This window comes from Bradyrhizobium sp. U531 (assembly GCF_051710265.1).
In the GTDB taxonomy this organism is placed as follows: Bacteria; Pseudomonadota; Alphaproteobacteria; order Rhizobiales; family Xanthobacteraceae; genus Bradyrhizobium.
The window spans coordinates 424,333-445,124 of record NZ_JASVEN010000004.1; the positions used below are offsets into that span (position 1 = coordinate 424,333).

The 20,792-nt window shown below is 64.4% G+C and carries 22 protein-coding genes; 9 read left to right on the forward strand and 13 right to left on the reverse strand.

Annotation, left to right across the window (positions count from 1 at the left end):
* Positions 1 to 40: 40 nt before the first annotated feature.
* The 10 genes from QRQ56_RS21520 to QRQ56_RS21565 all read right to left on the reverse strand — a co-directional run bounded on the left by QRQ56_RS21520 (position 41) and on the right by QRQ56_RS21565 (position 8,970).
* Positions 41 to 1,015 (reverse strand): type II secretion system F family protein, encoded by a 975-nt coding sequence (locus QRQ56_RS21520; RefSeq protein WP_438742877.1) that lies wholly within the window; start codon positions 1,013 to 1,015, stop codon positions 41 to 43.
* A 9-nt stretch (positions 1,016 to 1,024) separates the two neighbouring features.
* Positions 1,025 to 2,002 (reverse strand): type II secretion system F family protein, encoded by a 978-nt coding sequence (locus QRQ56_RS21525; RefSeq protein ID WP_438742878.1) that lies wholly within the window; start codon positions 2,000 to 2,002, stop codon positions 1,025 to 1,027.
* 10 nt (positions 2,003 to 2,012) lie between these two features.
* Positions 2,013 to 3,485, reverse strand: a complete 1,473-nt coding sequence (locus tag QRQ56_RS21530) for a CpaF family protein (protein ID WP_438742879.1) — start codon at positions 3,483 to 3,485, stop codon at positions 2,013 to 2,015.
* Positions 3,486 to 3,505: 20 nt separating this feature from the next.
* On the reverse strand, positions 3,506 to 4,774 hold the full coding sequence (locus QRQ56_RS21535; RefSeq protein WP_438742880.1) for an AAA family ATPase: 1,269 nt from the start codon (positions 4,772 to 4,774) through the stop codon (positions 3,506 to 3,508).
* A complete protein-coding gene (locus QRQ56_RS21540; protein ID WP_438742881.1) occupies positions 4,771 to 5,505 on the reverse strand; it encodes a CpaD family pilus assembly protein in 735 nt (244 codons plus the stop codon). Before QRQ56_RS21540 ends, QRQ56_RS21535 begins: the two co-directional genes overlap by 4 nt.
* A gap of 20 nt (positions 5,506 to 5,525) precedes the next feature.
* Entirely contained in the window at positions 5,526 to 7,001 is a 1,476-nt protein-coding gene (locus tag QRQ56_RS21545; RefSeq protein ID WP_438743020.1) for a type II and III secretion system protein family protein, read from the reverse strand.
* An 11-nt stretch (positions 7,002 to 7,012) separates the two neighbouring features.
* Entirely contained in the window at positions 7,013 to 7,813 is an 801-nt protein-coding gene (gene cpaB / locus QRQ56_RS21550; RefSeq protein WP_438742882.1) for a Flp pilus assembly protein CpaB, read from the reverse strand.
* 127 nt (positions 7,814 to 7,940) lie between these two features.
* Positions 7,941 to 8,465, reverse strand: a complete 525-nt coding sequence (locus QRQ56_RS21555; RefSeq protein ID WP_438742883.1) for an A24 family peptidase — start codon at positions 8,463 to 8,465, stop codon at positions 7,941 to 7,943.
* Between the two features lie 125 nt (positions 8,466 to 8,590).
* On the reverse strand, positions 8,591 to 8,728 hold the full coding sequence (locus QRQ56_RS21560; RefSeq protein ID WP_438743029.1) for a hypothetical protein: 138 nt from the start codon (positions 8,726 to 8,728) through the stop codon (positions 8,591 to 8,593).
* 77 nt (positions 8,729 to 8,805) lie between these two features.
* The gene (locus tag QRQ56_RS21565) at positions 8,806 to 8,970 is read right to left on the reverse strand and encodes a Flp family type IVb pilin (protein ID WP_097660093.1); all 165 of its coding nucleotides are present in this window, start codon (positions 8,968 to 8,970) and stop codon (positions 8,806 to 8,808) included.
* Between the two features lie 268 nt (positions 8,971 to 9,238).
* Between QRQ56_RS21565 and QRQ56_RS21570 the strand changes: the two genes are divergently transcribed.
* The 4 genes from QRQ56_RS21570 (at position 9,239) to QRQ56_RS21585 (ending at position 12,150) form a co-directional block, all read left to right on the forward strand.
* Positions 9,239 to 10,066: a sterol desaturase family protein gene (locus tag QRQ56_RS21570; protein WP_438742884.1), complete on the forward strand. Its 828-nt coding sequence runs from the start codon at positions 9,239 to 9,241 to the stop codon at positions 10,064 to 10,066.
* 155 nt (positions 10,067 to 10,221) lie between these two features.
* The gene (locus tag QRQ56_RS21575; RefSeq protein WP_438742885.1) at positions 10,222 to 10,719 is read left to right on the forward strand and encodes a pilus assembly protein N-terminal domain-containing protein; all 498 of its coding nucleotides are present in this window, start codon (positions 10,222 to 10,224) and stop codon (positions 10,717 to 10,719) included.
* A 211-nt stretch (positions 10,720 to 10,930) separates the two neighbouring features.
* Entirely contained in the window at positions 10,931 to 11,512 is a 582-nt protein-coding gene (locus QRQ56_RS21580) for a TadE/TadG family type IV pilus assembly protein (RefSeq protein WP_438743021.1), read from the forward strand.
* A gap of 65 nt (positions 11,513 to 11,577) precedes the next feature.
* Positions 11,578 to 12,150, forward strand: coding sequence for a TadE/TadG family type IV pilus assembly protein (locus QRQ56_RS21585; protein WP_438742886.1), 573 nt, complete (start codon positions 11,578 to 11,580; stop codon positions 12,148 to 12,150).
* Positions 12,151 to 12,242: 92 nt separating this feature from the next.
* Here QRQ56_RS21585 and QRQ56_RS21590 read toward each other — a convergent pair whose 3' ends face one another.
* The 3 genes from QRQ56_RS21590 to QRQ56_RS21600 all read right to left on the reverse strand — a co-directional run bounded on the left by QRQ56_RS21590 (position 12,243) and on the right by QRQ56_RS21600 (position 14,621).
* The gene (locus QRQ56_RS21590) at positions 12,243 to 12,455 is read right to left on the reverse strand and encodes a cold-shock protein (protein ID WP_438742887.1); all 213 of its coding nucleotides are present in this window, start codon (positions 12,453 to 12,455) and stop codon (positions 12,243 to 12,245) included.
* A 267-nt stretch (positions 12,456 to 12,722) separates the two neighbouring features.
* Positions 12,723 to 13,010, reverse strand: coding sequence for a translation initiation factor IF-1 (gene infA / locus QRQ56_RS21595; RefSeq protein WP_007599789.1), 288 nt, complete (start codon positions 13,008 to 13,010; stop codon positions 12,723 to 12,725).
* Positions 13,011 to 13,034: 24 nt separating this feature from the next.
* A complete protein-coding gene (locus tag QRQ56_RS21600; RefSeq protein WP_438742888.1) occupies positions 13,035 to 14,621 on the reverse strand; it encodes a DEAD/DEAH box helicase in 1,587 nt (528 codons plus the stop codon).
* Positions 14,622 to 15,142: 521 nt separating this feature from the next.
* Between QRQ56_RS21600 and urtA the strand changes: the two genes are divergently transcribed.
* From urtA to urtE, 5 genes are all read left to right on the forward strand, one after another.
* Positions 15,143 to 16,465 carry an urea ABC transporter substrate-binding protein gene (urtA, locus tag QRQ56_RS21605; RefSeq protein WP_438742889.1) on the forward strand — a complete coding sequence of 441 codons (1,323 nt, stop codon included), beginning with the start codon at positions 15,143 to 15,145 and terminating at the stop codon, positions 16,463 to 16,465.
* Positions 16,466 to 16,548: 83 nt separating this feature from the next.
* Positions 16,549 to 18,156: an urea ABC transporter permease subunit UrtB gene (gene urtB / locus QRQ56_RS21610; RefSeq protein ID WP_438742890.1), complete on the forward strand. Its 1,608-nt coding sequence runs from the start codon at positions 16,549 to 16,551 to the stop codon at positions 18,154 to 18,156.
* Positions 18,153 to 19,319 (forward strand): urea ABC transporter permease subunit UrtC, encoded by a 1,167-nt coding sequence (urtC, locus tag QRQ56_RS21615; protein ID WP_438742891.1) that lies wholly within the window; start codon positions 18,153 to 18,155, stop codon positions 19,317 to 19,319. The genes urtB and urtC overlap by 4 nt, the downstream gene beginning before the upstream one ends.
* Positions 19,320 to 19,325: 6 nt before the next feature.
* On the forward strand, positions 19,326 to 20,087 hold the full coding sequence (gene urtD / locus QRQ56_RS21620) for an urea ABC transporter ATP-binding protein UrtD (RefSeq protein ID WP_194404457.1): 762 nt from the start codon (positions 19,326 to 19,328) through the stop codon (positions 20,085 to 20,087).
* Positions 20,088 to 20,090: 3 nt separating this feature from the next.
* A complete protein-coding gene (gene urtE / locus QRQ56_RS21625) occupies positions 20,091 to 20,786 on the forward strand; it encodes an urea ABC transporter ATP-binding subunit UrtE (protein ID WP_097659969.1) in 696 nt (231 codons plus the stop codon).
* The last annotated feature ends 6 nt before the right edge of the window (positions 20,787 to 20,792 follow it).

Consider the following 20,792-nt stretch of genomic DNA (forward strand, 5'->3'; position numbering starts at 1 on the left):
GCAGCCGCGCGGATCCCGCGCGGCGCACATGCGTTTTGCGCTACTGCATCTCGGTGATCTTGATGCCGGTCGGCCCGAGAATGACCACGAACAGCACCGGCAGGAAGAACAGGATCATCGGCACCGTCAGCTTCGGCGGCAGGGCGGCGGCCTTCTTCTCGGCCTCGGTCATGCGCATGTCGCGGTTTTCCTGCGCCATGACGCGCAAGGAATGGCCGAGCGGAGTGCCGTAGCGTTCGGCCTGCTGAAGCGCGAGACAAACCGACTTGACGCCCTCGAGCCCGGTGCGCCGGGCGAGATTTTCATAGGCGACCTTGCGATCCTGCAGATAGGACAGTTCGGCGGTGGTGAGCGCGAACTCCTCCGACAGCGCGATCGACTGGCCCACGATCTCGGTGGCGACCCGCCGGAACGCCATCTCGACCGACATGCCGGATTCGATACAGATCAGCAGCAGGTCGAGCGCATCGGGAAAGGCGCGCTTGATCGAGAGCTGGCGCTTGGAGATCGCGTTCCGCAGGAACAGCATCGGCGCCTGCAGGCCGAGATAGGCGGCGCCGACGCAGAAGCCGATCTTGACCGGCATCGACTGTTCCATATGCGCGATCAGGAACACGTACACGATCGAGCCGACGAACAGCACGATCGGAGCGACCATGCGGGCGAACAGGAAGGTGATGTACGGCGCCTGGCCGCGGTAGCCCGCCATAATGAGCTTGTCGCGCGCCGCTTCCTGCGCCAGCCATTTGGTGAGGTTGAAGTCCTCGACGACCTTGGAGACGAGCTGCTTCGGCGTCTGGCGCAGCGAGACCTTTTCGTTCTTGTGGAGGCGCTCACGTTCGCGCTGGCGGATGCGCTCGCGTTCGCTCGCGACCGCCTTCATGCGCTTGGCGAGACCTTCGCCGGCGAACAGCGGCATCACCAGCGTATAGACGGTGGCGCTGGCAGCGATCGCCGCCAGCATCATGGTCATGAAGCGGACGTCATGTAGCTTCGCAACGAGAAACTCGACCATACGGCACCGTCAAAAATCGAAATTGATCATCTTCTTCATCACCATGATGCCGACCGACATCCAGACGACGCAGCCGACCAGCATCAGCTGGCCGGTGGGGTGAGTCCAAAGCAGCGAGATATATTGAGGGGTCGTGAGATAGACGAGGAACATCACGATCGGCGGCAGCGAGCCGATGATGCCGGCCGAGGCCTTGGCTTCCATCGACATCGCCTGGATCTTCTCCCTCATCTTCTTGCGGTCGCGCAGCACCTTGGAGAGGTTGCCGAGCGCTTCGGAGAGGTTGCCGCCCGACTTCTGCTGGATCGAGACCACGATGCCGAAGAAATTGGCCTCCGGCAGCGGCATGCGTTCGTAGAGCCGCGTGCAGGCCTCGCCGAGCGGCATGCCGATCGCCTGCGTCTCGATGATGGCCAGGAACTCGCTGCGCAGCGGCTCGGGCGAATCGGCCGCGACGACCTTGATGGATTCGAACAGCGGCAGGCCCGCCTTGATGCCGCGGACGATCACGTCGACCGCGTCAGGCAGCGCCGCCAGGAACTTGTTCTCGCGCCGTTTCTTCAGGAAGCTCAGCGCCCAGCGCGGCAGGCCAAGGCCGCCGGCAAAGGCGAGGCCGGCAGCGCCGATCAGGCCGCCGCCGCCGAACAGGGCGACCGCGAAGAACACGCCGGCGACGACGGCCGACATGATCCAGAATTTCTGCGGCGTCCAGTCGAGCCCCGCCTGCGACAGGCGGACGTTGAGCGGTACGCTCTTTTCCTGCAGGCGCCGCGCCTCGAGATCCTTCAGCGTGGTCTCGACCTGCTCGCGGCGCGAGCGCTGGGTCTTCTCGGTCTGGCGGGTCGTCGGCGCCTCGGCGCGCGAGATCGAGGCGCGCCGGTTTTCCGCCTTCCGCTCGCCCGACAGCAACGGATAGAGGAAAACCCAGGCGATGCCGCCGACCGCTGCGGTGGCGAGGAATGCGAGGGCGAGGACCTGCATCTTCATGGCGACCTGCTCATGTCTTTGGCGCGACTTCCGCCGCGTCCAGCGCAGCGGCAAGGCGCTTTTCGTCGCCGTAATAGCGGGCGCGTTCCCAGAACCTGGGACGGCCGATGCCGGTCGAGCGGTGGCGGCCGATGATCTTGCCGTTGGCGTCCTCGCCGACCATGTCGAAGAGGAAGATGTCCTGGGTGATGATGGTGTCGCCTTCCATGCCCATCACCTCGGTGATGTGGGTGATGCGGCGCGAGCCGTCGCGCAAGCGCGCGGCCTGGACGATGACGTCGATCGAGGCGCAGATCATTTCGCGGATGGTGCGCGAGGGAAGCGAGAAGCCGCCCATCGTGATCATGGATTCGCAACGCGACAGGGCTTCGCGCGGGTTGTTGGCGTGCAGCGTGCCCATCGAGCCGTCATGGCCGGTGTTCATGGCCTGCAGCAGGTCGAACGCCTCGGGTCCGCGGACTTCGCCGACGATGATGCGTTCGGGGCGCATACGCAGACAGTTGCGCACGAGCTCGCGCATGGTGACCTGGCCCTCGCCCTCGATGTTGGGAGGGCGGGTTTCCAGCCGCACCACGTGGGGCTGCTGGAGCTGAAGCTCGGCCGCGTCTTCGCAGGTGATGACGCGCTCGTCGTGCTCGATATAGTTGGTCAGGCAGTTCAGCAGCGTGGTCTTGCCCGAACCGGTACCGCCGGAGATCAGGACGTTGCAGCGGACGCGGCCGATGATCTGGAGGATCTCGGCACCTTCGGGCGAGATCGCGCCGAACTTGACGAGCTGATCGAGCGTCAGCTTGTCCTTCTTGAACTTACGAATCGTGAGCGTCGGGCCGTCGATGGCCAGCGGCGGCACGATGGCGTTGACGCGGGAGCCGTCGGCGAGGCGCGCGTCGCAGATCGGCGAGGATTCATCGACGCGCCGGCCGACCTGGCTGACGATGCGCTGGCAGATGTTGAGGAGCTGCTGGTTGTCGCGGAAGCGGATGCCGGTGCGCTGGATCTTGCCGGCGACTTCGATGTAGACGGTGTTGGCGCCATTGACCATGATGTCGGCGATGTCGTCGCGCGCCAGCAGCGGCTCGAGCGGACCGTAACCCAGAACGTCGTTGCAGATGTCGTCGAGCAGCTCTTCCTGCTCGGCGATCGACATCACGATGTTCTTGATCGCGATGATCTCGTTGACGATGTCGCGGATTTCCTCGCGCGCGGATTCCGAGTCCAGCTTGGCGAGCTGGGCGAGGTCGATCGCCTCGATCAGCGCGCCGAAAATGGTCGCCTTGACCTCGTAATAATTGTCCGAGCGCCGGCTCTCCATCGCCGGGGGCGGCGGCGGAGCCTTGGCGGGGGCAAGCGGCGGCGAAGCGACGGCCGGCGGCGGCGGGGCGCGCGACACCGTCGGCGCCGGAGCCTGGGCAGGCTCGGGCGACACGGCGCCGGGCTTGGGAGCCCGAAGGTCGGTGTCTGTTCCGCTACGCTTACCGAACACTTAACAACTCCACGCGGGGGCTATTTTCCCCGCAACTTGTCAATCAGGGGTGAAAGCAGGGACGACTTTTGCTTCTTGGTCTCGCTGCGGCCGGTCAGCCGCTGGGCGATCTGAAGGAACATCTCGATCGACTTATGGTTGGCGGAGATCTCCGCGATCATCTGGCCGTTATTGGCGGCCGAACCGAAGATCTGGGGCTCGAACGGGATCGAGACGATCGGCTGGCTCTCGATCGCCTTCGCGAACTCCGCGGCGGCGATTTCCGGCCGTTTCGGCACGCCGACCTGGTTCAGGCAGTAGAGCGGCGGCCGATCGTTGGGGCGCGCGGCCTTCAGCAGGTCGAACAGGTTCTTGGCATTGCGCAGATTGGCGAGATCAGGCGCGGCCACGATCAGGATGTCGTCCGCCCCGATCAGAGCGCGCTTGGTCCAGCCCGACCATTGATGGGGAACGTCGAGCACGATGCAGGGCATGGTGGAGCGCAGCGTGTCGAACACGGCGTCGAAGGCGTCGGTGCCGAAATCATAGACCCGGTCGAGCGTTGCCGGCGCCGCCAGCAGGCTGAGATGGTCGGTGCATTTCGACAGCAGGCGGTCGACGAAGGCGGTATCGACGCGATCGGGCGAGAACACCGCGTCGGCGATGCCCTGCGGCGGATCCTGGTTGTAGTCGAGCCCGGCGGTGCCGAAGGCGAGGTCGAGATCGGCGACGACGGCGTCCATGGCGAGGTCGCGGGCGATCGCCCAGGCGACGTTGTGCGAGATGGTGGAGGCCCCGACGCCGCCCTTGGCGCCGACCACGGCGATGATGCGGCCGACCGCCTTGGCTTCCGGTGCCGAGAACAGGTTGCAGATCGAGCGCACGACGTCGATCGCGCCCACCGGCGCGAGGACGTAGTCGCTGACGCCGCGGCGGACCAGCTCGCGGTAGAGCATGACGTCATTGATGCGGCCGATCACGACCACGCGGGTACCGGCGTCGCAGACGGTGGCGAGGTGGTCGAGCCCGCTCAGGAGGTCGTTGCGGCCGTCGCTTTCGAGCACGATCACGTTCGGCGTGGGAGCCGAGCGGTAGGCTTCGATCGCGGCGGCCATTCCGCCCATCTGGATCTTCAGATGGGCCTTGCCGAGGCGGCGATCTTCGCCGGCCGACTGCACGGCGGCAGCGGTCTCCACGGTTTCGCAAAAGGCCTGGACCGAGACGCGCGGCGCGGGCGCAATATGTTCCTCGACCGGAGGAAGCGCTGCGTCCGGCTGCTCTTCGTGTGTCTGGCGAGCGTAGCTGATCATTTGCCGGTATCGCTGAGTTTGGCCTTGTCGGCTTCAGGATAGGTGACTGCCGTCGGCGTTCCCTTGCGATACTTCTCGAAGGCGGCGGTGCGCCGTACCGTGTAGGAAGGCGTCTCGGGCCGGGGCTGCTCGAGGTCCGATGGATTGTCGACCATGGCAGCGAGGTTGCGCTGATACGCGCAGCCGTAATTGTAATAGTCCTTGTTCTCGAACCAGCTCTTGTTCTTCATCGAAGGACCGATGTCCTCCGGCCACAGGCCGCAGGGACCCGCGACCGCGGCGATCTTGGAGTAGGTGAGCCGGATCGGCGGCAGGAAGCGCTTGTCGTCGGGCTGGTAGGGGCGGACGTTGACGCCGCGCGGCGGGACGCCTGCGCCGGCCAGCATCGCCTGGATCTCACGCATCGTGTCGGCCACCGGACGCGCATTCGGCGTGCCGGACGGCACGTCGATGCGGATCGCGCCCGTGCCTTCGTGCAGCCATGCCGACGCGACGCCCATCACGTCCGCGCGCTGGGCTGCGGTCAATCCGCCGCGGGCATGACCGACGAAGACGACGATCGAGCGGTTCTGCTCCTCGATCGCGATCGGATGGCGCTGCTTGTAATCGTCGGGAATGGAGGCGGTCACGGCTTCGTTGTGCTGGCAGCCGCCGAGCACGAGCGTCAGGCCGACGAGCGCGCCGCCGAGGCGGACGGCGCGTTTGCGAAGCTGGGGTGGTCTTGTAATCATCGTGAAGTCCCCGTTCCGCTTCAGTCGGTGATGAAGCCATAGGTGCCGCGGTAGTTCTTGGCCGGTTCGGTCCGGCCGGGCACGCCATAGATGCGGTTGATGTTGCCGATCAGCTGGGCCTGCGGATCCGCAGGCGGCGTGAAGCCGTCGTCGGGCCGCGACAGGTCCTTCGGCGCCACCGCGCGAACGACATAAGGCGTCACGATCACGACCAGCTCGGTCGCGTTGTTGACGAAGTCGCGGCTGCGGAACAGCGTGCCGAGGATCGGAAGCTGCATCAGCCCCGGCAGTCCGCTGACGGCCTGCTTGGTCTGCTGCTGGATCAGGCCGGCCATCGCCATCGCGCCGCCGGAGGGAATTTCCAGTGACGTCTCCGCGCGGCGGGTCCGGATCGAGGGAACCGTCAGCGAGTTCACCGAGCTCGAGGTCACGGCCTGCGACAGGGTGATCGCGTTCTCGTTCGACAGCTCGGAGACCTCGGTCATCACGCGCAGGCTGATCTTGCCCTCGCTCAGCACCATCGGGGTGAAGTTGAGCGAGATGCCGAACTTCTTGAAGCTGATCTGGGTGGTACAGACATGGGTGGTGGGGTCGCACGCATAGCCCGCGGGAACCGGGAATTCACCGCCGGCAATGAACGTCGCCGACTCGCCGGAGATCGCCGTCAGGTTCGGTTCGGCCAGCGTGCGGATCACGCCCGCGGTTTCCATTGCGCGCAGGGTGGCCTGCACCGTCGGCGCGCCGCCGAACTTGGTCGTCAGATTGTTGCCGTCGACGAGGTTCTTGCCGAGCGCCGTGAACGGATTGGAGTTGGTGAAGCTCACCACCGACGTGCCGTAGTTCAGATTGGCGGTGAGGTCGATGCCGAGCTGTTTGATGACGCTGCGCTGGACTTCCGCCACGGTCACCTTGAGCATGACCTGGTCGCGGCCGCGCACGACGATTGAGTTCAGAACCTTGTCGGAACCGCCGGCGAGGCGCGCCGCGAGGTCGTTGGCCTGCTGCGCTTCCAGGGGATTCGCCGCCGTGCCGGTGAGGACGACGCCTTCGCCCAGCCCGTCGATCTGGATGTCCGCATTGGGCAGCACCTGCTTCAGCGCTGCCCGCACGCCGTTGAGGTCGCGCTTGACCGCGATGTCATAGGCCGCAATCTGCTGGCCGGCGGAATCGAAGAACACGATGTTGGTCTGGCCGATCGCCGCGCCGATGATGTAGGCACGCTGCGCCGAGCGGACCACGGCATTGGCGATCTTGGGATCGGCGACCAGGACGTCCTTGATGTCGCGCGGCAGGTCGATCACGACGGACTTGCCGACGCCGAGCGAGAGGAAGCGCGCGTTCATCTGGCCGTCGGCCGCGGCAGGCGCCACGGGGCGGTAATCGGCGGCGACCACCGGGCTCAGCACCGGGTTGAGCGCCAGAGCGAAAGCGGCTGAAAACGACAGGGCGCGGACCATGGAGGTTCGCATCGTCGCCCAATTCGCCCTGTTTTTCATATCGACTGTCTTCATCGTACTTTCGCCGTCTGACTCGGAATGCCGTAGCGAATGATCGAAATGCCGTCCCGCTTCTGAGCGGACTCATCGAGCGTGATTTCGCTCACCTTGGCGTCGACGAGGCTGCGCAGCGCCAGCGACAGCGTGCCGCTCTGGCGCGCCGCGGAAAGCGTCGAGGTCTGCCCGGGATTGAGCTCGAGGGTCACGGTCTTGCCGACCACCGCGTTCTGGCCGTCCTTCTCCTTCGGAGCCTGGTCGATGGCGAGGACGCGGATATTGGTCAGGATGATCTCGGAGGTGACGATGTCGGGGGCGCCGCTGCTCTGGTCCGGGTTCTTCAGCCGGCGCGTGAGCAGGACGTCGACGCGATCGTTGGGCAGGATGAAGCCGCCTGCGCCGGTTTCCGGCGAGATTTCGGTCGAGATCGCCCGCATGCCGGTCGGCAGGATCGCCGCCATGAAGCCGGAACCTTCGGCCTTGACCAACTTCTGGTCGCGGATGGGCTCACCCTGAATGAAGGGGGCGCGGGCAATCGAGCCGGTAACCTGGGTCGCGCCGTCGGGGCGCTCGTTGCGGCGGATGAAGGTGGCACTGGCGGTCGCGGCCGGCCAGGTCTGCCATTGCACGTCGTCCGGCTTCACGGTCTGGCCGAGGCCGATGTCGTTCTTGGCCACGAGCACGTCGACGGTTGGAAGCTGCGCGACCGGAGCCACCGGGGGCGGCGCAGAATTGTCCGAGCCGCTCGCCAGGTACGCGGCGACACCGCCGGCGCAGATGGCGACCGTCAGGACGACAATGCGTGCCCTATTCATACGCTTCACTTTCCACAAGACGCCGCGACGCTGCCGCCGCCGTAATCGGCAGTTGACCAGCTATTCGTCAAAGCATGGTTAATGAGGCGTATCTAAATCGCCTTAACGTCGGGTTTACCCGTTGCGTTCAGCGCAGTGCGAGATGGGCAAGGTCGATCGCCTTCACCCATTCGGTCTCGGGGTAGACCATCAGCGCGCCGATCGTGAGCGCGATGCCGTAGGGGATGCCGCTCTGCTTGTCGTGCAGCCGTGCCAGCCAGGCCTGGCCCGCCAATCCGTAGGGCAGTGGCCATTGCCGGAACTGCAGCAGCAGCAGCGTCAGCGCGCCGCCGAACAGCGAGGCGTAGAGCAGGAAGTCCATCAACGGCGTAAAGCCGAACCACAGCGCGACGGAGGCCGCGACCTTGGCGTCGCCGCCGCCCATCCAGCCCATCGCAAAGCACGTGAAAGCCACGACCAGCAGGAGTGCGCCGGCACCGACATGGCTCAGCATCTCGTAAGGTGCCATGCCACCGGCGAAGGCGAGGGCGAAGAAACCTGCGACCAGCGCCAGCGAGACGCGGTTCGAGATCGTCATCGTGAAGAGATCGCTCGCGGCGGCGAACGCCATCAGGGCCGGGAAGAGCAGAAGGCGCGCAAGGTCGAGGATCATGGATTGCGTCTTGAGGCCTGGGTTTGCCGCGGGAACTGGGCGTCCGGCGATGCTAGCCGGCAGTGCTAAACAAACCGACAACGGCAGCAAAAGGTGGCGGGGAGGCCGTAGCCGGGGCGCGCGTCCTACCAGAGACTGGCAATGCGCACGGCGAGCGCGGCTGTCGCAAGCAACAGAGCAAGGCAGACCCAATAGACCGGCGAGCCGGCCTGCGCCTCTGCCTCGTTCGCCGCGACCGCGGCATCGGTTCTGTACTCGCGCAACGCCACTGGAACTCGCCGTCGTCAGAAAAACAAAGGCCCCGGAGGTCCGGGGCTTTTGCCGTCGTTCGTCGCTCTGCTTACTTCAGCGAAGAGCTGATCGAGGTGAACTTGGTGTTCAGCGTGGTGCCGAGGTTGTTGACGACGGTGATGATGGCCAGCGCGATGCCGGCGGCGATCAGACCGTATTCGATGGCGGTGGCGCCGGATTCATCCTTCGCGAAACGTGCAATCAAGTTCTTCATGAACATAACTCCATCAGGGTGGGATCGCCTCGTTCGGCGCCGTCTTTGACCCGATGACCATGAGATCCGAGCTCTTTCGGTAGAGTTAATTCGATCGCGTAAACCCGCGTCTGGCGCGATGCTTTGGCGCAGAGTGAATTTCGCCTTAAGACCGCACCTGCAATTCAATCCCGTTCCAGATGCACCGCAAGCGCGGCGGCGGCTTCATCCTCCCTTAAATTTCGCGGAGTACGCGTAAGAGCACGGAATCCGCGCAAGAGAGGCGACGATGTCGAGCCTGCCCATGCTAGTCGCCCTGATGATTGGCGAGACCATCATCAAGGTGATCCCCGTCACCTTCGTGCTCGCGGCGGTCTTTACGGTGCTCGAGCATTTCTGGGCCTGCAATCCCGGCGCGCCGTGGTGGCGCAAGCGCGAGATCATCACCGACATCTGCTACTGGTTCTTCGTTCCAGTGTTCGCCCGCACGATGCGGATCGGACTCCTGATCGTCGGCGCCAGTGTCGTCTTCAACATCCACGACGCCGACGGGCTGATCGCCTTCTACGACAATGGCCATGGTCCGCTGGCGGAGCTGCCGCTCTGGGTGCAGGGCACGCTGTTCGTGGTGCTGTCCGATTTCATGCTCTATTGGGTGCACCGGTTGTTTCACGGTGGCGGCTTCTGGAAGTATCACGCCGTCCATCATTCGTCGGTCGACATCGGCTGGATTTCCGCGGCCCGCTTCCATCCGGTCAATCTCGTGCTCGGGACGATCAGCGTCGACGTCGTGCTGCTGATGGCCGGCATCTCCCCGAACGTCATGATCTGGGTCGGCCCGTTCACCACCTTCCATTCGGCCTTCGTGCACGCCAACCTGAACTGGACCTTCGGCCCGTTCAAATATGTGCTGGCGACGCCGGTGTTCCACCGTTGGCACCACACCTCGCTCCAGGAGGGCGGCGACACCAATTTCGCCGGGACGTTCCCAATCTGGGACGTGCTGTTCGGCACCTTCCGCATGCCGGAGGGGCAGCTACCGCAGGATTACGGCAAGGACGAAGAGACCATGCCGCGGGAGTTCGGGGGCCAGCTGGCCTATCCGTTCCGCCAATAAAGCGGGAATATCGGGCGAAATCGCCAAGCCGTTCAAACAATAGTCGGCGGGTTTGCGGAACGTTCATGAATTAAGGGCAGGTTAGCGGGATCGGGCACCGGCTCCGCTGTTATCTGTTCGCTTCTGCCGGTTTGTGACGTCCCGGGGGTAAGAGTATGCGTAAAGAGTTGCTGCGCCGTCATGCGCGCGTTTGTCTCCTGGTTGCCGCCGCGGTGCTGGCGTCGCCGGCCGCCGGCCTTGCCGAGCCCACCGCCGACACCATCGCGGTCAGTGTCGACCAGGCCAAGCTGGTGCGGCTGCCCGGCAAGGTGGCGACCATCGTGGTCGGCAATCCCCTGATCGCCGACGTCACGCTGCAGCCCGGCGGCATGATCGTCGTGACCGGCAAGGGCTACGGTGCTACCAATTTCATCGCGCTCGACCGGAGCGGCGAGATCCTTGTCGACCGCCAGATCCAGGTCGAAGGCCCGAGCGAACGGCTCGTCACCGTCTATCGCGGCGTCGAGCGCGAGTCCTACAGCTGCGTGCCGATTTGCCAGCGCCGGGTGACGCTCGGCGACAGCGACGCCTACTTCAACAACACGATGAGCCAGGCCGGCTCGCTGAACAGCAACGCCAGCGGCACTGCCGGCGCGGGCACCAAGTCCAACTGAATCATCGCCTACGCCTGATCGCGCCCTGACGTTTTCGACGTCAGGGCGATTTCGCTTGCGCGCGCGCCTTGGTCCGTAGTCGCACGGCGTGCAGGGTTAACGCATTCTTAACGGTCCGGTTCGCGGAGCGTGAATCGCCTGCAACACTTAAACAATCAGTTTTAGCTATTGATCGGGGCAGATGATCGCTGCTGCCGAGGAATTTCACGCGATGCCGTCGCCTTCACCTACCAGGTTCACGCTCCGCAAGGCGCTCCGCCGGTTTTGTCGCAGCCACCGCGGCTCCGCGGCCGTCGAGTTCGCGCTGGTCGCTCCGATCTTCTTCGGGCTGCTGTTCGCCATCATCGAGACGGCGCTGGTGTTCTTCGCAGGCCAGGTGCTCGAGACCGTCACGCAGAATTCCGCGCGCGCCATTCTGACCGGCCAGGCGCAAGCGCAGGGCGGTTCGGTGGCAGCCTGCCAGACCGTGCCCAACGCGGTCTCGGCGTGCGATCAGACGTCGTTCAAGGCCTATGTCTGTACCCAGATTCCGGCGCTGTTCGATTGCAGCAAGCTCTTCGTCGACGTCGTGAGCACCACCACCTTCTCGGCTCTGAGCCTGCCCAATTACGGCGACTCCTGCAGCTTCAATGGGGCCGGCGTGCAGTACAATCCCGGCACGGCCAGCCAGGTCGTCGTGGTGCGGATGTTCTATCAGTGGCCGCTCGTCGTCACCGGTCTCGGCTACAACATCGGCTGCAGCAGCAAGCGGCTGCTGGTGGCGACCGCAGCCTTCAAGAACGAACCCTTCTGAGGCAGATGGATCTGGGCGGACCAATGCAGGCCATTGCAAATCTTTCGAGGAACGTTCGCTGCGCGATGCACGACTTCGTCGCCGACAAGCGCGCGCTCGCGGCGACCGAATTCGCGGTCATCGTCCCGCTGATGCTGGTGATGTTCTTCGGCACCGTCGAATTCTCGTCGGCCGTGGCGATCGATCGCAAGATCACGTTGATCGCGCGGACGCTGTCCGATCTGACGTCGCAGTCGACGACGCTCGCCGATTCCGACATGCAGAACTCGTTCACGGCGAGCATCTCGATCATCATGCCGTACGACGCTTCTCTCGTGAAAGGCCAGATCTCGCAGATCTATATCGATGCCAACAGCATCGCCACGGTGCAGTGGACCAAGGCCGGCACGATTGCGAGCGGTGCCGCGCAAGCGACGCTGGCGACGTCGACCCGGAAGGCCGGGGACAAGGTGACCACCGAGATTCCCGCGACGCTGCTAATCCCCTCGACCTACCTCATCCTCAGCGAGGCGAATTACACCTACAAGCCGACCGTGGGCTACGTGTTGAAGTCGAGCATCTTGCTGAGCGATTTGTCTTACACGCGGCCGCGCCAGGTCGCCTGCGTGCCTTATAACGGCGTGCCGTCCTCGTGCTGAGATCCCAGCGCAGGACCTGAAATGAAAAAGGCCGTGCGTTGCGCACGGCCTTCTTGTTTCTCGCGGACCGATCGGGCAGGCGCCCGACGGCTTCAGCCTGCAGAGCGGAGGTTGTCCGCTGCCGACTTGCCCGAGCGGCGGTCGGCCACGACCTCGTAGGAGATCTTCTGACCTTCACGCAGCGTGCCGAGGCCCGCGCGCTCGACGGCGCTGATGTGGACGAACACGTCCTGGCCGCCGTCGTCGGGCTGAATGAAGCCGAAGCCCTTGGTTGCGTTAAACCACTTCACGGTTCCCATGCTCACGGGGGTAGTCCCTTCTTAGATTCACAATGTGAGAGCCCGCTCGCGCAGGCCGGTTAGATCGAATTTTTGGAAGGGTCGTCAGCGTGTCTGAACCGGCTGTACCGGTGGATGCTAATGTCGTCCGGCCGAAAATCGATAAATTCCTTTTATCGGAATTGGGGCCTCAAAACAATCGGGGCGCGCACGAATTTTTGATCCGCCGTGGCTTCCACGGCGGATCCGAATACAGGCCGGAATTCGACGTTCTGGTGCGCTACCCGCGACTGGTTAGCGGCGACGGAACTGGCCACCGCGCTGACCCGGGCGCGGCGGGCCGCCCATACCGCTGGGACGTTCATCCTTGTGACGGAAAATCAGCCGGCCCTTTTCGAGGTCATAGGGCGACATTTCCACCGTCACGCGGTCACCCGCCAGCGTCTTAATGCGGTTCTTCTTCATCTTGCCGGCGGTATAGGCAACGATCTCGTGGCCGGCGTCGAGCTGCACGCGGTAGCGGGCGTCGGGGAGGATTTCGGTGACCAGTCCTTCGAACTGGATCAGCTCTTCCTTAGCCATGTGGGTGTCTCCAGTCGTGGACTGTTAGTTCGAATGCGGATTGCGGTTCGGTCGGCCGTTAGGGCGACTCTCGCGACGCAAAAAGGCAACGCCTTGTATTCCATCAGGCTTGCCGGCGCTATGCGCGGGACGCTGTTCCGACCGATCGGCGGGTGAGGAGTTCATCTTACCACCGGGACCACGGCGGCGGCGAGACCCCTTGGAGGCCTTGTGGCCCTCACCGGACCTGCCATCAACAGGTCTGCCGTCGAATTGGCGTCCGTCGCCATGCCTGGAGTCGGCAGACCTTCCCTCGGCATGCCTTCCTTCAGCGTGCCGTCCCTCACCCTGCCTGCCGGCACTGTGGTGCCGTCCGTCGGCATGCCTGTCGTCGCCACGCCGTCCATCGCCGTGCCGGGCGCCCTGCGGGCGCTGGCCCGGGCGGCCTCCGCGGCCCTGTCGTTGCTGCGGCGCGGGAGCACCGGCATCGCGGCGGCCGGCGTCGGTGCGGAGATCCTCGCGCGGCAGTGCCACCTTGATCAGCCGTTCGATGTCGCGGAGATAGCTGAGCTCCTCGCCGCCTGCGACCAGCGAGATCGCGGTGCCGTCGGCGCCGGCGCGCGCGGTGCGGCCGATGCGGTGGACGTAGGTCTCCGGCACGTTGGGCAGGTCGAAATTGATGACGTGGGTGATACCGTCGACATCGATGCCGCGGGCGGCGATGTCGGTGGCGACCAGCGTGCGGATCTCACCGGAGCGGAACTGCGCCAGCGTACGCTCGCGATGGTTCTGCGACTTGTTGCCGTGGATGGCGCTGGCGGGGATGCCCGACTTCTCGAGTGTCTTTACGACCTTGTCGGCGCCGTGCTTGGTGCGCGTGAAGACCAGGGCGCGGTTGACCGGCTCGTCCTTCAGCAGCTTGGCCAGGAAGGCGGGCTTGGCCGAGAAATCGACCTGGATGATGCGCTGGTTGATCCGCTCGGCGGTCGAGGAAACCGGGGTCACCGCGACACGGGCGGGGTCCCGCAGCATCGAATCCGCGAGTTCGGCGATGTCCTTCGGCATGGTGGCCGAGAAGAACAGCGTCTGGCGCTTGATCGGGAGTTTCGCGACGATTTTGCGGATGTCGTTGATGAAGCCCATGTCGAGCATGCGGTCGGCCTCGTCGAGCACGAGGAACTCGACGCTCGAGAGCTTCAGCCCGTTGCTCTGCACGAGGTCGAGCAGGCGGCCGGGGGTGGCGACCAGCACTTCGACGCCCTGCATCAGCGAGCGGACCTGACGGCCCATCGGAACGCCGCCGATGGCGAGCGTCGAGGATAGGCGGATGTGGCGGCCATAGGCGTTGAAGCTGTCGAGGATCTGGCCGGACAGCTCGCGGGTCGGCGAGAGCACCAGGACGCGGGTGGTCTTGGGCTGCGGCTTGATGCGGTGCTCGAGCAGGCGGTGCAGGATCGGCAGCGCGAAGGACGCGGTCTTGCCGGTACCAGTCTGGGCGATACCGACGACGTCGCGGCCGGTCAGCGCCGTGGGAATGGTCTGGGCCTGGATGGGGGTGGGGGTGACGTAGTTCTCTTCGTGAAGAGCGCGCGCGATGGGTTCGGCGAGGCCGAAGTCCTGAAACGAAGTCAAAAGGGGGTTCTTTCCATGTCAAAAGCGAACGCCCGGCGCATCAGCGCGGCGCGCGCAAGAGGGTGTCGTGAGGACACCTGCGTGCTTGGGGTGTCGGATGGCTTGGGAGATATGGGGCAAGCCAGAGGCCCGTAGAGGGCTTAAGAACACGCGGCTTGCTACGACCCCTTGATTCGCAAGAGGTCTCAGGCGTTCATATGGAACATCGCGAGGGCGCTTTCAAGGCAGGCGCGCACCAATTGGCGATCGCAGCGCAAAAATAGTTATGCCGGAAATTTAGCCAGACTAGGTAATTTGCCCAAAAATTGGCCCGCCTGCCGCTTTGGCATACATTTCAAATGCACAAGATTTAGGCTCAGCCGCTGCGGCGAAACTTTGTTTTCGTCGAATTACCTTATACAAATCAATGAGTTGATGGGTGCTCACTCCATGGCACGGTTCTTGCGAATCCGTTAATCGCAGGCGGCCGTGGGGCCGTTTCGCAGCGTTTTTCACGTCTGCGTCAGGGAGATGAGACACTCATGTTTAGCAAATCTACTCACGATATAGCGGCGTCATTGAGCCGCCGCGGCGTGCTCGCCGCGACCGCCGGTCTGATGCTCGGTCTGGCTTCATTCACTGGCGCGAAAGCTGCCGACGACACCATCAAGGTCGGCGTGCTGCACTCCCTTTCCGGCACCATGGCCATCAGCGAGACCACGCTGAAGGACACGATCCTCTTCCTGATCGACGAGCAGAACAAGAAGGGCGGCGTGAACGGCAAGAAGCTCGAAGCCGTCGTCGTCGACCCCGCCTCGAACTGGCCGCTGTTCGCCGAGAAGGCGCGCGAGCTCATCACCAAGGACAAGGTCTCGGTGGTGTTCGGCTGCTGGACCTCGGTGTCGCGCAAATCGGTTCTCCCCGTGTTCAAGGAGCTGAACAGCATCCTGTTCTATCCCGTGCAGTACGAGGGTGAGGAGAGCGAGCGCAACGTGTTCTACACGGGTGCCGCGCCGAACCAGCAGGCGATCCCCGCCGTCGACTATCTGATGAAGGAAGAGAAGGTGAAGCGCTGGGTGCTCGCGGGCACCGACTACGTCTATCCGCGCACCACCAACAAGATCCTGGAAGCCTATCTGAAGTCCAAGGGTGTCGCCCAGGAAGACATCATGATCAACTACACGCCGTTCGGTCACTCCGACTGGCAGACCATCGTCGCCGACATCAAGAAGTTCGGCTCGGCCGGCAAGAAGACCGCCGTGGTCTCGACCATCAACGGCGACGCCAACGTTCCCTTCTACAAGGAACTCGGCAACCAGGGCGTCAAGGCCAAGGACATCCCGGTGGTGGCGTTCTCGGTCGGTGAAGAAGAGCTCGCCGGCATCGACACCAAGCCGCTGGTCGGCCATCTCGCCGCCTGGAACTACTTCGAGTCGATCAAGAACCCGGCGAACGAGAAGTTCATCAAGGACTGGCAGGCCTACACCAAGAACCCGAAGCGCGTGACCAACGATCCGATGGAAGCGCACGTGATCGGCTTCAACATGTGGGTGAAGGCCGTCGAGAAGGTGAAGTCGACCGATCCGGACAAGGTGATCGACGCGCTTCCCGGCATCGAGGCACCGAACCTGACCGGCGGCGTGTCGAAGATGCTGCCGAACCACCACATCACCAAGCCGGTGTTCATCGGCGAGATCAAGGGCAACGGTCAGTTCGACGTGGTCTGGAAGACACCGAGCCTCGTTCCGGGCGACGCCTGGTCGAAGGAGCTTGACGGCTCCAAGGACCTGGTCGGCGACTGGGTCGGCAAGAAGTGCGGCAACTTCAACACCAAGACCAACAAGTGCCTCGGCTCGGGTTCCTGATCCGGATCTGACGCTCCATTGCACGATCGGAGAAGGCGGCGATCCCGCCGCCTTCTCCACCATTTCTGCCGGGGTCTTTCACAGTGCCAGTCCATTTGTCCGCGCGCCTCTGTGCGCTTGCGCTCTCGCTACTGCTGATCGCGTTCGCGCTGCCGGCCTTCGCCGGTCCGTTCGAGGACGGGGTCGCCAAATTTGCCAATGACGATTTCTCCGACACGGAAGAGGCGATCGGCGTGGTCGCGAGCAGCGGCAACAAGCTGGCCTTTCCCATCATCAGCGCGCTTCAGGACGGCCGCCTCATGGCCGACCCTGACAGCAAGAAGGTTTACGTCACCGGCGCCGACGGCAAGTCGATCGATGCCGCGACCGGCGAAGCGGTGGCCAGCGTTCCCGACAGTGCGAGCGCGGTTCGGCTCAACAATCGCCTGCGCCGCAGCGTCGATGCCGCGCTCGGCGGCCTGACGCTGCAGTCGCCCGATGTCGGAACGCGCCTGCAAGCCGCGCAGTCCGTGTTCAAGTCGCATGAGGAGACCGCGCTCGAGGCCGTCGATGCCGCGCTCGCCAAGGAGACCAACAGATCCGTCAAGGCCGCGCTCGGCGACGCCCGCGCCGCCATCCTGCTGTTCAAGCCCGACGCATCCGAGGTCGAGAAGCTCGAGGCGGTGGCGACGCTCAAGGCGCGCGGCGACCAGGAGGCGCTGGCGCTGTTCACCGGCATGGGCGACCAGCCGGCCTCGGTCACCAAGGCCGCCGCGAGCGCGATAAGTTCGATCCAGTCCTCGCTGGCGGTCTGGTCCGGCGTGCAGAACGCATGGTACGGCCTGTCGCTCGGCTCGGTGCTGCTGCTCGCCGCGATCGGGCTTGCGATTACCTTTGGCGTGATGGGCGTCATCAACATGGCGCATGGCGAGATGGTGATGATCGGGGCTTACACCACCTTCGTGGTGCAGGAGGTGATCCGCACCCGCTATCCCGCTCTGTTCGACTATTCGCTGCTGATCGCCGTGCCGCTCGCCTTCCTCGTCGCCGGCGCCATAGGCGTCCTGATCGAGCGCAGCATCATCCGCTTCCTCTACGGCCGTCCGCTGGAAACGCTGCTTGCGACCTGGGGCCTGTCCCTGGTGCTGCAGCAGGCGGTGCGCACCATGTTCGGCCCGACCAACCGCGAGGTCGGCAACCCCTCCTGGATGAGCGGCGCCTTCGAGCTCGGCCAGATCACCATCACCTATAACCGGCTCTGGATCCTCGTCTTCACGCTCGCCGTATTCGCGATCCTGCTCGCGATGCTGCGCTACACCGCGCTCGGCCTCGAGATGCGCGCGGTGACGCAGAACCGCCGCATGGCGGCCTCGATGGGCATCGCCACCTCGCGCGTCGACGCACTGACCTTCGGCCTCGGCTCGGGCATTGCCGGCATTGCCGGCGTGGCGCTGTCGCAGATCGACAATGTCAGCCCCAATCTCGGCCAGAGCTACATCATCGACAGCTTCATGGTCGTGGTGTTCGGCGGCGTCGGCAATCTCTGGGGTACGCTGGTCGGCGCCTTCACGCTCGGCATCGCCAACAAGTTCCTGGAGCCGGTCGCCGGCGCCGTGCTCGGCAAGATCGCCATCCTCGTTCTCATCATCCTGTTCATTCAAAAGCGCCCGCGCGGATTGTTCGCGCTCAAGGGCCGTGCGGTGGAAGCATGACCCCTCACATGCTGACGCGATCGCTGGACCGCGGCGCGACGATCTTCCTTGCCGTCGTCGCGGCCTGCGGCATCCTCATCCCGCTCTCCAACCTGCTGCTGCCCGCGGGCTCGTTCCTGCAGGTGCCGACCTATCTGGTCGCGCTCTGGGGCAAATATGTCTGCTACGCCATCCTGGCGCTCGCGATCGACCTGATCTGGGGCTATTGCGGCATTCTCTCGCTCGGCCACGGCGCCTTCTTCGCGCTCGGCGGCTACGCGATGGGCATGTACCTGATGCGGCAGATCGGCACCCGCGGCGTCTACGGCAATCCCATTCTGCCCGACTTCATGGTGTTCCTGAATTACTCGAAGCTGCCCTGGTACTGGTACGGCTTCGACATGTTCTGGTTTGCGGCGCTGATGGTGCTCGTCGTCCCCGGCCTGCTCGCCTTCTGCTTCGGCTGGCTCGCCTTCCGTTCCCGCGTCACGGGCGTGTATCTGTCGATCATCACGCAGGCGATGACCTACGCGCTGCTGCTGGCCTTTTTTCGCAACGACTTCGGCTTCGGCGGCAACAACGGCCTCACCGACTTCAAGGACATCCTCGGCTTCAACGTCCAGGCGGAGGGCACGCGCGCGGCGCTCTTCGCCTTGAGTTGTCTCGCACTGATTGTCGGCTTCCTGATCTGCCGGTCCATCGTCTCGTCCAAGCTCGGCAAGGTGCTGATCGCGGTACGCGATGCGGAATCGCGCACGCGCTTCCTCGGCTACCGCGTCGAATCCTACAAGCTGTTCGTGTTCACGGTGTCGGCCTGCATGGCCGGCGTCGCCGGCGCGCTTTACGTGCCGCAGGTCGGCATCATCAATCCATCCGAGTTCGCGCCGGGCAATTCGATCGAGGCGGTGATCTGGGTCGCGGTCGGTGGTCGCGGCACGCTGATCGGCGCGGCGCTCGGAGCCGTCGTCGTCAACTACGCCAAGACGTTCTTCACCTCGGGCATGCTGGCGCCGTACTGGCTGTTCATGCTGGGCGCATTGTTCATCCTGGTGACGTTGCTGCTGCCCAAGGGCATCGTCGGCACCTTCAACGCATGGTGGGACCAGACCAAGGAGAAGCGCGCCGCGACCTCCGCGAGCGCTGCGGCCGAAGACGGCGTCACCCAACCGAAGATGGCGGAGTAGGCGCACATGAACGTCATGGACAACCGCGCAACCTCCGCAATGCTCTATCTCGACGGTGTGCACGTCTCGTTCGACGGCTTCCACGCCATCAATAATCTGTCGCTGACGCTCGAGCCCGGCGAGATGCGGGCCATCATCGGTCCGAACGGCGCCGGCAAGACCACGATGATGGACATCATCACCGGCAAGACCAAGCCCGACGAGGGCACCGTGCTGTTCGACGGCGTCACGGATCTGACGCGCCTCGACGAGACCCGCATCGCCGAGCTCGGCATCGGCCGCAAGTTCCAGAAGCCGACCGTGTTCGAGAGCCAGACGGTGCAGGACAACCTGCTGCTCGCGCTCAATGTCGATCACTCGGTCCGCGGCACGCTGTTCTGGCGCGGCAGCAAGGCCGAGTCCGAGCGCATCGACAAGGTGTTGGAGACCATCCGTCTCACCGACGCCCGCAACCGCCTCGCCGGCAGCCTCAGCCACGGCCAGAAGCAGTGGCTCGAGATCGGCATGCTGCTGGCGCAGGACCCGAAGCTGCTGCTCGTCGACGAGCCGGTCGCGGGCATGACCGACGTCGAGACGCACCTCACCGCCGAGCTGTTGAAAGAGATCAACAAGACCCACACCGTAATGGTGGTCGAGCACGACATGACGTTCGTGCGAGAGCTCGGCGTCAAGGTCACCTGCCTGCACGAGGGCACGGTGCTCGCGGAAGGAACCATCGACCAGGTCTCGTCCAACGAGCGGGTCATCGAAGTGTATTTGGGACGCTGAGCGATGCTTGAGGTCAAGGACATCAACCTGTTCTACGGCGCGGCGCAGGCGCTGCGCGGCGTCTCGATCGCGGCCGAGCCGGGCAAGGTTACCTGCGTGCTCGGGCGCAACGGCGTCGGCAAGACCTCGCTGCTCCGCGCGATGGTCGGGCAATATCCGATCTCGTCGGGCGCCATCGTGCTCGACGGCAGCGACATCACCGGCCTCAAGCCCTATGAGCGGGCCCGCAAGGGCATCGGCTTCGTGCCGCAGGGGCGCGAGATCTTTCCGCTGCTGACGGTCGAGGAGAACCTCAAGACCGGCTTCGGCCCGCTCAAGCGCGAGGACAGGCACATCCCGGACGACGTGTTCTCGCTCTTCCCGGTGCTGCAATCCATGCTCGGCCGGCGCGGCGGCGACCTGTCCGGCGGCCAGCAGCAGCAGCTCGCGATCGGCCGCGCGCTGGTGATGCGGCCAAAATTGCTGCTGCTCGACGAGCCGACCGAGGGTATCCAGCCCTCGATCATCAAGGACATCGGTCGCGCCATCTCCTATCTGCGCAACCTCGGCAACATCGCAATCGTGCTGGTCGAACAATATCTCGACTTTGCCTGCGAACTCGGCGACAGTTTTGCGGTGATGGATCGCGGCGCGGTGAAGTTCACCTGTGACCGCGCGAATCTTGACCCGGCCGAAATCAGCCGCCAGATGGCGCTGTAATCCCGG